This is a genomic window from Subtercola sp. PAMC28395 (assembly GCF_018889995.1).
Taxonomy (GTDB): Bacteria; Actinomycetota; Actinomycetes; order Actinomycetales; family Microbacteriaceae; genus Subtercola.
On sequence record NZ_CP076547.1, the window covers coordinates 332,350 to 345,100 of the forward strand.

The window sequence follows — 12,751 nt, forward strand, 5'->3', positions numbered from 1 at the left end:
GTCCGCGTCGGGTGATGCGAGATATTTCTGCGCATGCGCACCCCGCCTAGCGGAAGCAAGGAACGGCCCTTCGAGATGCGAGCCGAGGATGAGCGAATCTTCCTCAACGAAACGGGCTACCGTGACGAGCCGGTTAAGCGTTGCCGGAAGGTCGCCAGAAACGAAAGAGATCACCGTTCGGGTAGTGCTGTGTGCGCGATGCGTTGCCAGGCCCGTTCGGATTGTAGACGGGCCGTCTTCGGACGAATATCCGCCACCAAATGTCAATGAACCCTGGCGTGACAATACGGCCGGGCATGTCGTGCTGGTCAGCGACATTGCCATACTGCGAGCGCCAGCGGTCGCCGATTCCGGTTGCGACGATACGGGATTGCTCCGACACGAACCAGAAGTCCTCGACTATCCCGTCGGAATCGGCCTTTCGAACGCCGTGAATAAGAACGCTCATGGTTGCGGCCTCACCCTTCGGCTTCGTGCATGCAGGCCCTCAAAATTACGGCGTAGGCTCGGAAGCAGACATTACATCTGATGTCTGATGTTACAGCATCCTCCGCGTCACTTCGTTTCCTCACATTCCCCACACGGAAGGCCATTGACATGGAACTTATGCCCAACGATTCGAGAATTCTCGTGGAGGGGTGCGCTGAGCTGGTCGCCGAAGGTAACTGGCTGACGCCGCGCCGCCTACCGATCACGAGGAAGGGCCTGATCGTTCATCCTGAGCTCACCCAGATGGCCGACATGGCGGCCGGGGTACGACTGGATCTCATCACCGACGCTTCTGAGCTGGCGCTCGATGTCGACGTGACGATGCCCGCGAGCCTCAGCGGCGCCGTAGCGCCTTTCGATGTGTGCGTCGACGGAGTGCGGATACATCGCCAGCTGGTCGTCGGCGAAGGAACGCTCTCTGCAACCGGCCTCGGCCACGATCGCAAACACATCACAGTCTGGTTGCCGCACTTCGGAGACTCGAAGCTCGGCACCCTGACCCTTCGCGACGCTCAGTACGCCGAAAGCCCCCTCACTTCGCGCCCGCACTGGATCGCTTACGGCAGCTCGATCACGCACTGTCGCGAAGCACTTGGTCCGAGCGAGACCTGGCCCGCCCTCGTCTCGGCACATGAAGACCTGCGGCTCACCAGCCTCGGCTTCGCCGGGCAGTGTCACCTTGATCCCGTCGTCGCGCGGCACATCCGCGATACACCAGCCGACCTGATCTCACTTTGCCTGGGCATCAACGTCTGGGGCGCCTCGACATACCCGCGCCGCACCCTCGCACCGACGATCGAGGGCTTTCTGGCGACCGTTCGCGACGGGCATCCGCACACGCCACTCGTGATCATTTCCCCCATCGCATCACCCGAGCGCGAAAACCGCTTGAACGACGACCAGCTCACGTTGAGAGAGATCCGCACCATTGTGAGTGATGTCGTCATCGAGCTACAACGTCGCGGTGACGCGAATCTCTTTCTGATCGACGGATTGGATGTTCTCGACGTCGATGAAGCGCATCTGCTGCAAGATGGGCTGCACCCCAGCCCAGAAGGCTACAAGGTGCTGGCAGGCCGGCTCGGTCCGCGCCTGGGTGCACTACTCGCGTAACCGCCAAGCGCAGAACAAAACGTGGTGATGTACACACATTGAATGTTTACATGAACACATTCTGTGTAATACTTGATCAACTACCGATCAACCTGCGGTATTCAGCGACGAAGAGTAAAGGGGAAAAACGAACCCATGAGCACACCTCTCGTTCAGATAGCAATCGACGTGACATCCGTCGGGGCTGCCCGACCACTGATTCACAGCGCCCGGGCAGCGGGCGCGGATTGGATCGAGCTTGGCAAACCGCTCATCGAGTTCGAAGGCTTGAACGGTGTGCGCCAACTCATGCCCGAACTCGTCGGCACATACGTGCTGCTCGACGTCATGATCGTGGCGGCCCCCGAGAAGTACATCCGGGCAGCGAAGGACATGGGAGCCAGCAACATCACGGTAACCGCGCTAGCACCAGAAGAGACAGTCGCAGAGGCAATTGCCGCGGGAAAACGGTTCGGTATTGACGTCACCGTTGACCTTTTCAACACGACAGACACCCTCCGGAAAGCACAGCACTTCGCTTCGTTGGGTGCGGACTACCTGATGGTGCATTTCGGAGTCGACCAGAAACGCAGCCAGCCCCAGGGTTCGCCCATCCAACTGCTTAGCGATGTCGTCGGCTCGGTCGATGTTCCTGTCAGCTATGCAACGTATGACATCGCGGAAAGTATTGCGGCCGTCAAGGCTGGAGCCCGCGTGATCGTACAAGGCGAGCCGTTGCTTTCAGCACCAGACACCGAAGCAGTCCTCGCAGAATTCATTTCCCAGACACAGTCGGCAAGCAAAGGAGCGTAGAGAAGATGAAGGCAGCAGTCATCCGGCGTGATTCCGGTCGAAAAGTATTGGTCACCGAGAATCTCGCCGACCCACAGCACGGAGAGCATGAGGTACTCATCCGCATTCGTGCCTCCGGCATCTGCGGGTCAGACCTGCACGGCTTCACCGATTCAGAAGGAACCGCCCGGCGTGACGGCCTCATTATGGGGCACGAAGGCGCGGGAGACGTGGTCGCCGTCGGCGCGGGTGTCACCCGGGTGTCCGTCGGCGATCGTGTGACGATCGACCCCCAGGTCTCGTGCGGCGAGTGCGTGCCGTGCTCGCAGGGCCTGATCTCGATCTGCGACCGCAAACGGGTGATCGGCTCCAGCTTGCGCGGTTTCGAACAGGGCACCATGGCGGAGTTGGCGGCCGTGCCGGAGAAGCAAGTCTTTCGGGTTCCCGACTCCGTCACCTTCAGCCAGGCCTCGATGATCGAACCGCTCTCGAACGCGCTGCATGTCATCAACCGATCAGGCATTCTGCTCGGCGACACGGTGGTGATTTTCGGCGCCGGCACACTTGGCCTATGCATCCTGCAAGGGGCGCGGCTCGCCGGGGCGGGCAGGATCATCGTCAGCGACACCTCCCCTCACCGCCTGCAGGTTGCACGCTCACTGGGCGCCGATGTCATCGTGAATCCGGTCGAGCAGTCAGTGCGAGACGAGGTCCGAGCCCTGACCAGAAGCGAAGGCGCAGATGTGGTGATCGAGTCGGTCGGCATCGATGCAACCTACCAAGAGGCGATCCACACCGTGCGCAAGCGCGGAAGAGTGATGTTCTTCGGTGCAGTGCAAGATACCGTCACCGTCGATCTGCTACCCATCTTGCACAAGGAGATCACGATCATCGGCTGCACCGGCGCGAATGACGAGACCCAGGTTGCCATCGATATGGTTGCAGCCGGCCGAATCAACCTCGACGCCCTCCTGACGCACCAGTTCGATCTTGCACACGCTCAGGAGGCCTTCGACACTCTGACGAATCCGGCGAACAACGCGATAAAAGTTCAGGTTACTCCGTAGTGGCGGGTCACCGCCGCTCCCGCCCGACGCCGCTGCGATCAGCCGGCATCGTTCTGACCTGGGTGATTGTGCTGAGCAGCCTGCTACCGCTGCTGTGGCTGCTCTCGACCTCGCTCAAGACGGCATCCGATGCCTTCGCATCACCCCCGCTGTTCATCTTCACCCCGACGTTCGAAAACTTCACGGCCGTACTCGGCGGCGGCGACTTTCTTGCCGCCTACAAGAACAGCATCATCGTCGTGATCGCCACCACTGCGCTGTCGTTGCTCTTCGGTATCACAGCCGGCTACACCCTGGCCCGAACCACGGGCAAAGTGACACGAACCATGGGCACGTGGATCATCCTGGTGCGAATGGCACCCGCCATGGGGTTTGCTCTTCCGTTCTTTCTCATGTTCCGATTCTTCGGTCTGCTCGACAGTTATCTCGCCCTTGTGCTCGTGTACATGACGATCACGCTCCCTTTCGTCACATGGATCATGTCCGGGTACTTCCGGTCGATCCCCGTCGAACTCGAAGAAGCGGCACGGATGGACGGATGCACGCGAGTGCAGGCACTGTTCCGTGTAATCGTGCCTTCCTCATGGCCGGGCATCGCAACCTGCGCCATCTTCTCGTTCATCATGTCGTGGAACGAGTTCTTCTACCCCCTCGTTCTGGCAGGCCGGAACACCAGTACAGCACCGGTCGCACTACAGGGGTTCATCAGTTCCACCGGCGTCAACTGGGGGCAGCTGTCTGCCGCGTCGATCCTCGTCGTACTCCCCGTGCTCGTCTTCACCATCTTCACCCAAAAGGGCCTCGTCCGAGGCCTTACTGCAGGAGCTATCAAGTAAAGGAGCACCATCCATGCGACACCACAAAGCTGTTCTGCGGGGCACCGCAATCGCACTCACCGCCTTCACAGCGGTTGCTCTTTCAGGATGCTCTGGCCAGGCGTCGAGTAGTTCGGCTACGTATTCCCCCGACAACGTCAAAGGCCAGACCGTCAACATTCTGATGATCGACACCGGCTCGACCAAAGAACTCAAAGACGTCTACGTGCCGAAGTTTGAAGAGCAGACCGGCATCAAAGTCAACGTCGAACTGGTACCCGAAGCCGGAATGGACGCGAAGCTCGCGCTGTCGCTGGGAAGTGGCTCGAACCAGTACGACGTGATCGAGGCAGGAGCGAAGAACCTGCCCACGCTAGTCGCATCGCAATGGATCAGCCCGCTCGACAGCTACCTGGGCGACGCGACCGCAACACCGGCGAGCTACACAGCGGGCTTTCAGCCCTCGCTCTTGAAGTCGCTCGAAAACGATGGCAAGTCCTATACCATGCCCTATCAGGTCGGTGCTGACCTTCTCTACTACAACAAGTCCATGTTCACCGCCGCCGGCCTCGACCCAGCAAACCCGCCGCACACGATGACCGACATCGTGGCAGCCGCACAGAAACTCAACAAGCCCGACCAGGGCCAGGCCGGCTTCGTCGGTCGCGGCACTCGCGAAGGCAACGAGAATTCTTTCTCGTGGATCATGATGTGGCTCCTCAATGGTGGGCGCTGGCTGGGCGACGACGGTAACGCCAAGTACGACGTACTGACCACGCCAGAGGCCATCACCACCACGGAACAGTACAAGAAGCTCATGGTCGACTACGGGCCGGCTGGTTCAGCGAACTACGGTTACGTCGAGGCGCAGTCCGCCATGCAGCAAGGCAAAGCGGCCATGTGGATAGATGGTGCACCCGTAGGCCCCCCGCTTGAAGACCCTTCGGCCTCGAAGATCGCCGGGGATGTCGGATACTCCGCCCTGAGCGGTGAAGGCGACAACTACATCGCGGGCGCAGTCTGGGGATTCTCGATGGTCAAGGGCACCAAGGTCGACCAAGCCGCCTGGCAACTGATCAAGTACCTCACCGACGAAAACGTCGCAGTCGGGCAAGCCGTTTCAGGTAAGAGCTCACCGGCGCGTTCTGACGTCCTCGAGAACCCCGACGTGCAGAAGGCTTACAACCCTGAATATCTTGCCGCGATCAAAGACGCCATCGGCCACGCGAACTCTGTCTACTCCCCCGTCATTCCCCAGGGCACCCAGATTCGCGGAGCACTGTCACTCGCCTTGTCGAAGATCTTGAGCGATCAATCCGACATCGAGACATCGATGAATGAAGCCAACGACGAAGTGAAGAAGATCGTTCAGTGACGACGCAACTGACCCGGGAGCGGGCTCCAGTGCCGCTAGCTCCCGGGTTTCTCAAGCGAGACGACAACACGACCTGGTATCTGCTGATTGGGGTACCGTTCGCGCTGCTCTTCCTGCTCACGGCCGTACCGCTGGCGCTATCGCTTTACACCTCCCTGCTCGACTGGAACCTAGGCGATCCGGCTGGCGCGACCTTCGTCGGCCTACAGAACTTTCTCGACCTGATGGTCGACGGGGCGTTCTGGCACGCGTTGCTGCTCACTGCCTACCAGGTGATCGTGACGGTGGTCGTCCAGGTTTCGCTTGGCACATGCATCGCTCTGCTTCTCTCCCAGGAGTTCAAGGGCGCACAGTTCTTGCGCTCGGTCTACCTGATCCCCATGATGACTACTCCGGTGGTTGTCGGGCTGATGTGGCGGATGCTCTTCAACACCGACTCAGGAATGGTGAACTACCTTCTCTCCCTGGTGGGAATCGGCCCCGTCAATTGGCTTGGTGATGCCGCAACAGCGATGCCTGCGGTCATCGGTTCGGATGTCTGGCTGTCTACCCCGTTCGTCGTCGTCATACTGCTGGCCGGGCTGCGCTCGATACCCGGCGAGGTATTCGAAGCCGGGCAAGTCGACGGCGCGGGCGGTTTCAGGATGTTCTGGAACATCACCCTGCCGCTCCTGAAGCCGATGATCCTGCTCGCCGTCTTGTTCCGCACGATGGACGCCATCCGCCGATTCGACACGATCTATGTGATGACCGGTGGCGGGCCGGGAAACTCCACCGAAACGCTCGACCTGTTCGCCTACTTCAACGCTTTCACCTATCTCGAAGTCGGGAAGGGCGCTGCGATAGCAACGGTCATGCTCATCATCATCTTTCTCATCTCCTTTCCCATCTTGCGCACCATCCAAAGAGCCAACTGATTCCCTATCGACGAAGGAGACCCATGTATACGACCGTTCCCCACTGGATTGACGGTGCCGAGTACACTGCCACCGACACTCGCACGGCCGAGGTGACTGATCCGGCAGAAGGAGTCGTCACCCGGAACGTTGCTCTCGCATCGAGCGGGGATGTCGCGCTGGCCGTGCAGGCAGCAACCGACGCATTCCCGGGCTGGCGAGACACGTCGCTGGCAAAGCGCACGGCCATCCTGTTCAGATTCCGGGAACTCCTGAACGAACGAAAGCCTGAGTTGGCGGCACTGATCACAGCCGAACACGGCAAGATCCTCTCCGACGCCCTCGCCGAGGTATCGCGCGGTCAAGAAGTCGTCGAGTTCGCCTGCGGCATCGCGCAACTCGTGAAGGGCGAGTTCTCAGAGAACGTCTCGACGAACGTCGATGTGCATTCTGTACGCGCCCCACTCGGCCCCGTCGCCATTATCTCCCCGTTCAATTTCCCTGCCATGGTGCCGATGTGGTTCTTTCCCATCGCAATCGCGGCGGGCAACACCGTCATACTCAAGCCTTCGGAGAAGGTTCCAAGTGCGGCGGTCTGGATCGCTCGACTGTGGGCCGAGGCAGGGCTTCCCGATGGAGTGTTCAACGTGGTCAATGGCGACAAGGTCGCTGTGGATGCTCTGCTGACGCACCCCGACATCAAGAGCATCTCGTTCGTGGGCTCTACGCCGATCGCCCGGTACGTCTACGAGACGGGTAGCGCGCACGGCAAGCGTGTTCAGGCCCTCGGTGGCGCGAAGAACCACATGGTCGTGATGCCTGATGCCGACCTCGATCTCGCGGCAGACGAGGCAGTGAATGGCGGTTTCGGGTCGGCGGGCGAACGGTGCATGGCCGTGTCGACCGTTGTCGCGGTCGGGCCGATTGCAGACCGGCTCGCCGAAAAGATCGCTCAGCGCGCCCGCTCGTTGCGCACAGGGGACGGCCGTCGCGACTGCGACATGGGCCCGCTCGTCACGGCGGCGTCGAAGGAGCGAGTAACCGGATTAATCGCCTCGGGTATCGAACAAGGCGCAACACTCGTCGTCGACGGCCGAGAGATCTCAGTTGACGCGCCCAGCACGGGGTTCTTCGTCGGCCCCACATTGTTCGACCATGTGACGACCGACATGAAGATCTACACCGAAGAGATCTTCGGGCCGGTTCTGCTGATTATCCGGGTTGACACACTGCAGGAAGCGATCCGGCTCGTCAACAGCAATCCGTACGGCAATGGCACGTCGATCTTCACCGGCGATGGCCGAGCCGCCCGCGCCTTCCAGAACGAGATCGAAGTGGGCATGGTCGGCGTCAACGTGCCAGTGCCCGTGCCTGTTGCGTATTACTCCTTCGGTGGCTGGAAGGACTCGTTGTTCGGCGACTCGCACGCTCACGGTGCCGACGGCGTGAAGTTCTTCACTCGCGCAAGGGTCGTCACCTCGCGCTGGCCACTAGGCGCTGGCACGGGAATCAATTTGGGCTTTCCCGTAAACGGCTGACCGCGGTCGCCAATGTAACATTCATGTTTCATTTCTGTTCTAACGATCATTTTTTTTGTATTGTTTGTTCACCTAGTAATCCGACCCGAGTATCTAAAGCTCAGGGCAACCTCTGGCTCTTCAAAGGAGAAAAGATGTTCCGCACAACCAAGGTGGCGCTGGTAGCCGCCATCGGTACAGCCTCGATGCTCGCACTTTCGGCGTGCTCGGCTGGCAGCCCCTCCGCGACCGACGCCCCGGTCAGCTCGATCAAGTTCGTCGCCGCAGAGTACAGCGACAACACGTCGGCTTATTGGACCGATGTAGCCAAGCGGTTCACCGCGAAGACCGGCATCAAGGTCGACCTCCAGGTCATCGGCTGGAGCGACATTCACCAGCAGGTCAGCACCATGATTCAGACGAATCAGATTCCCGACATTCTCAACCTCGATTCGTTCTCGCAGTATGCTGCCGATGACCTGCTCTACCCGGCAAGCGACATCGAGACCTCGGCACTGGCCACGAACATCCCCCAGAACTTGGCGACATCGGGTTCCTACAATGGCACCCAGTACGCGCTGCCCTTCGTCGGGAGCGCGTCAACCCTGTTCTACAACACCGACCTGTTCGCTCAGGCGGGAATCTCAGGGCCTCCGACGACACTCGACGAGCTGGCCACCGACGCGAAGAAGATCTCTGCTCTGCCAGGAAAAGCAGGATTCGCCCTGTCGCTGAGCCCCGAAGCGCCGCACATCGACTACTCCACCTTCATGTTCAACATGGGCGGCGCCTACATGAAAGACGGCAAGTGGACCGTCGACTCCGCCGAGAACGTCACCGCACTACAATTTCTGAACAAGCTCACCGCCGACGGAGCAACCGAAGTGAACCCGGGTAACACTGGTCGCGTCGACGGCACCTGGCAGTTGTTCCAGTCAGGAACCGCCGGCATGGTGATTGGCCAGAGCGCGCTCGACGAGCGCATGAAGGGCAACGGCGTAAAGTATGCGACCGCACCGTTTCCCTCCGCTTCCGGAGTGAAGCCGACTAGCCTCGCGATCGCCGACTACATCATGGGGTTCAAGAAGCCGGGCAACCAAGACGCCGTCAAACAGTTCCTGGACTTCGCTCTCGCGCAGGAGAATTACGCACCCCTGATCAGCGACACGGGCCTGCTGCCGGTAACGACCGACCTCCAGGCCAAGCTTGCCGCTGACCCCACTGCAGGGCCATACATCACCGCCTTACAGTCCGCCAGCTTCGCTCCCGTCGGAGAGCCGAACTGGGACAAGGTGCTCGGCGAGATGAAGAACTCGCTGGGGCTCGCCGTCAGCGGCAAAGATCCCAAGGACATCCTTTCCCAGATCCAAGCTGTCGCCACCGCGAACTGATGTCGACAACCGTCAGAGTGCCTGCTGACCGGGCCGCAACCCGGCCCGGTCAGCAGGCTCCGGCCAGTCGTGCCGCACGAAAACGACGCAACTCCCCCAACCGCTTGCGGACGTTGTCTCTGCTGGCGTGGATCGGGCCTAGCGTCGCGCTCGTTGTTGCGGTCGTCGTCTATCCCCTATTTGAGACACTGCGGGCGGCATTCCAGAAGTTCTCGCTGACGGGCGCCGTGAAAGGTTGGGCCGGATTCGCGAACTTCGAGAAGATCTTCTCCGATCCCGACCTCACTCGAGTGTTGATCAACACTCTGATCTGGGTGGTCTGCGGCGTCGCGATCACGACGCTGCTCGCTCTTCCGATGGGCCAACTTCTCAACAGGGAATTCCGCGGCCGCCGTCTGCTTCGCATCGCGCTCATCGTGCCGTGGGCCACCTCGGTAGTCATGACGGCGATCGGGTTCCGATGGATCTTGAACTACTACTATGGCGTGCTCAACCCTTTTCTGATGAGCCTCCATATCATCGATGCGCCGGTCGATTGGTTGGGCGACGAGCGCACCATCATGCCGGTGATGATCTTCACCGCCGTCTTCATCTCTCTCCCCTTCACCTCGTTCGCGGTGCTCGCAGGACTCAAGGGCATTCCAGAAGAGGTCAAAGAAGCGAGTCAGATCGACGGGGCAAGTCGTTGGCAGGCCTACCGGCACATCACACTTCCCCTGCTGAGGGGACCGCTCATGGTCACCGTACTGCTGAACTCCATCTGGATTTTCAACTCCTTCCCGATCATCTACGTGCTGAACAAGAGCAACCCGGGCTACCAGAACGACACGACGATCACCTTCATGTACAAGATCGCCTTCCTCACCGATCGCGACATCGGCGCCGGTGCAGCCATGGCTGTATTCAACGTGCTGATCATCGGAGTGTGTGTCGCGTTCTACGTGCGCCGCGCGAGACTGGAGTAATCGATGACAAAGTCGAAATTGGCGTCCGTAGCCCTCACCCTCATCGCGCTCGCGCTCTCACTGCTGCTTCTCAGTCCCTATCTGGTGATGCTGCTTACCTCGTTCAAACCGAGCAGCGAACTCGTTTCCGTTCCGGGAACTCTCTTCCCGAAGAACTGGGACTTCAGCAACTACATCAACATGTGGACTGCGGCACCCGTTGCGCAGTACCTGGCGAACTCGCTTCTCGTCGCCGGGGTGTCTACTGTTCTCGTCTTGCTGATCGCGGTTCCTGCCGCGTATGCGACAGCGAGGTTCACTTTTCCCGGCCGCCGCAGCTATCTCTTCTTCATTCTCATCGCGCAAATTCTGGCCCCCATCGCGCTGATAGTCGGCCTGTATCGGGAGTTCGCGACCCTCGGACTTCTCGACAGCCTGCCGGCGCTGATTATCATCAACACCGCATTCAACCTGTCATTCGCAATTTGGCTGCTGCGTGGGTTCATCTCAACCGTTCCTGCGACGCTTGAAGAAGCGGCGTGGATGGACGGCTCGTCGAGAATCCGGGCACTCTGGACGATCGTGCTGCCGGTCATCCGGCCTGGACTCGTGACGGCCGGCATCTACGCATTCATCGCGGGCTGGAATGAGTTCATCGTGGCCCTCACCCTCATCAGCAGCGAAGACAAGAAGACTCTGCAGGTGGGAATCACCCAGTTCATCGGGCGAGACAACATTCAGTGGCAGTACCTGTTTGGAACCTCGCTCGTCGCAATCATCCCGGTCGTCGTTCTGTTTCTGTTCGTCGAGAAACATCTCGTCGGCGGCCTGACCGAAGGCAGCGTGAAATGACGAACAACATCTCGGGCGGTCTCGCCTACACCATCGGCACTCTAGACCCCTACGACGCGGCGACGTCGGGCGGGGTCGCTGTTCTCGATCACGTTCACGACACGCTTCGCCGTCGCGACCCAGCCACCGGGCGGCTCGACGGCGGCTTGGCCGAAGGTACTCTCGTTCGCGTGGGTGAGCACGAGTACGAACTCACTCTCAGACCGGATGCTCTCTTCAATGACGGCACAGAGGTGACTGCCGAAGACGCCGCCGCCGCGGTGCGCACCATGGTGCAGGCCACGGGCGAGAAAGGTCAGCTTCTCGGAGAGTCGCTTCGGGCCGTGCGGGATGCCCTTGCTGTCGGCGAACGCACGCTGCGCTTGCACACCGCAGGACCGATGCCGCTTCTCGACGAACGTCTGGCCCTAGTGCGCGTCATTCCGCAACACTGGCAAAATTCGGGTCTGCGGCGCGCGTATGCGCCCGCTACCGGTCCGTACCGCATCGTCGAAGCGAGCAGCGCGACCGTCGCACTCGAACCTGCAGAGACATACCCCGGAGCGAGCTTGCGTCCTCTGCTGACGCTGAGAGCAAGCCCTGACGCCTCAGAGCGGCTCGATGGGTTGTTGGGAGGCGAGTTCGACGCCATCGAAGACCCGTCGCCGACATCAGAGTCGCGGATCAGCCTGCGATCTGATCTTGAGTTTGGTCGCCAAGAGAGCCAGAACATTTTGTGGCTTATGTTCAATTGCGCCGACCAGCGGTTGAAAGATGTTCGGGTGCGGCGGGCGATCGTTCACGCGCTCGATCGCGACGGACTTTCCCGGCATGCCAATGGCGGCGATCTGGTGCCGGCCGACTCGCTGCTTCCTTCGTGGCACGCAGACTACGCACCCTGCCCCATGTACCCGCAGTCCGACGTCACGGCCGCGAAAGAACTTTTAGCCGCCGCAGGATACGGCAGCGGCCTCGAGTTGCGTCTTGCCGTCTCGAGCGCGAGTTGGGTAGAGGCGAACGCCGATACGGTCGTCAGCCAGCTGGCCAGAGCCGGAATCGATGTCACCGTCACCGTCGCCCACACCGCCGATCTTTTCTCGGCCGAGGTGCCCGCGGGCGACTACGACCTCCTACTCAGTTCGGGTGACCCGAGCGTGTACGGGGTAGACGGTGAGTTCGTCCTCCGCTGGTATCTGGGACGCACCTGGGCTCGCGGATACTGTCATTGGCAGGACCCCGTGGCAGACGAACTCGAATCGCTTTTCGACCAAGCCTCCATCGCTCCGCGTGATCTCCAGCGGGACTTGCTCGCCACGGCCCAGCGCCTGTGCGCCGAACAGGTGCCGATCGCTCCCCTTGGTCATCGAAAGCAACCGAGCGCGTGGTCTACCCGGTTGACCGGGTTCAGACCGTCTCGCACCACGGGCCTGAATCTGCGCACCCCGTTTCGAGGCTGACCGTAAATATTGTCAATATGAACATGATTTATGTATAAACTAAACATGCATCAAACATTCCGGGACAGCCGGAATCTTCGAAAGG

General features: G+C 60.4%; 12 protein-coding genes. 11 read left to right on the forward strand and 1 reads right to left on the reverse strand.

What is annotated here, in order from left to right; genetic code table 11:
* Positions 1-133: 133 nt before the first annotated feature.
* Positions 134-448, reverse strand: coding sequence for a hypothetical protein (locus KPL76_RS01605; RefSeq protein ID WP_216334597.1), 315 nt, complete (start codon positions 446-448; stop codon positions 134-136).
* Positions 449-597: 149 nt separating this feature from the next.
* Here KPL76_RS01605 and KPL76_RS01610 point away from each other — a divergent pair, with 149 nt between their 5' ends.
* From KPL76_RS01610 to KPL76_RS01660, 11 genes are all read left to right on the forward strand, one after another.
* The gene (locus KPL76_RS01610; protein WP_216334598.1) at positions 598-1,602 is read left to right on the forward strand and encodes a GDSL-type esterase/lipase family protein; all 1,005 of its coding nucleotides are present in this window, start codon (positions 598-600) and stop codon (positions 1,600-1,602) included.
* Positions 1,603-1,737: 135 nt separating this feature from the next.
* Positions 1,738-2,394, forward strand: a complete 657-nt coding sequence (locus KPL76_RS01615; protein ID WP_216334599.1) for an orotidine 5'-phosphate decarboxylase / HUMPS family protein — start codon at positions 1,738-1,740, stop codon at positions 2,392-2,394.
* 5 nt (positions 2,395-2,399) lie between these two features.
* Complete coding sequence (locus KPL76_RS01620; RefSeq protein ID WP_216334600.1) at positions 2,400-3,440, forward strand: zinc-binding dehydrogenase; 1,041 nt, start codon at positions 2,400-2,402, stop codon at positions 3,438-3,440.
* On the forward strand, positions 3,440-4,276 hold the full coding sequence (locus tag KPL76_RS01625) for a carbohydrate ABC transporter permease (RefSeq protein ID WP_216334601.1): 837 nt from the start codon (positions 3,440-3,442) through the stop codon (positions 4,274-4,276). Before KPL76_RS01620 ends, KPL76_RS01625 begins: the two co-directional genes overlap by 1 nt.
* A 13-nt stretch (positions 4,277-4,289) precedes the next feature.
* Positions 4,290-5,630, forward strand: coding sequence for a sugar ABC transporter substrate-binding protein (locus KPL76_RS01630; RefSeq protein ID WP_216334602.1), 1,341 nt, complete (start codon positions 4,290-4,292; stop codon positions 5,628-5,630).
* Positions 5,627-6,547 carry a carbohydrate ABC transporter permease gene (locus KPL76_RS01635; protein ID WP_216334603.1) on the forward strand — a complete coding sequence of 307 codons (921 nt, stop codon included), beginning with the start codon at positions 5,627-5,629 and terminating at the stop codon, positions 6,545-6,547. Before KPL76_RS01630 ends, KPL76_RS01635 begins: the two co-directional genes overlap by 4 nt.
* 23 nt (positions 6,548-6,570) lie before the next feature.
* Positions 6,571-8,064 carry a CoA-acylating methylmalonate-semialdehyde dehydrogenase gene (locus tag KPL76_RS01640; protein ID WP_216334604.1) on the forward strand — a complete coding sequence of 498 codons (1,494 nt, stop codon included), beginning with the start codon at positions 6,571-6,573 and terminating at the stop codon, positions 8,062-8,064.
* Between the two features lie 134 nt (positions 8,065-8,198).
* Positions 8,199-9,434, forward strand: coding sequence for an ABC transporter substrate-binding protein (locus tag KPL76_RS01645; RefSeq protein ID WP_216334605.1), 1,236 nt, complete (start codon positions 8,199-8,201; stop codon positions 9,432-9,434).
* Positions 9,434-10,399 (forward strand): carbohydrate ABC transporter permease, encoded by a 966-nt coding sequence (locus KPL76_RS01650; protein ID WP_216334606.1) that lies wholly within the window; start codon positions 9,434-9,436, stop codon positions 10,397-10,399. Before KPL76_RS01645 ends, KPL76_RS01650 begins: the two co-directional genes overlap by 1 nt.
* A gap of 3 nt (positions 10,400-10,402) precedes the next feature.
* On the forward strand, positions 10,403-11,230 hold the full coding sequence (locus KPL76_RS01655; protein ID WP_216334607.1) for a carbohydrate ABC transporter permease: 828 nt from the start codon (positions 10,403-10,405) through the stop codon (positions 11,228-11,230).
* Positions 11,227-12,666 (forward strand): ABC transporter substrate-binding protein, encoded by a 1,440-nt coding sequence (locus KPL76_RS01660; RefSeq protein WP_216334608.1) that lies wholly within the window; start codon positions 11,227-11,229, stop codon positions 12,664-12,666. Before KPL76_RS01655 ends, KPL76_RS01660 begins: the two co-directional genes overlap by 4 nt.
* Positions 12,667-12,751: the final 85 nt, after the last annotated feature.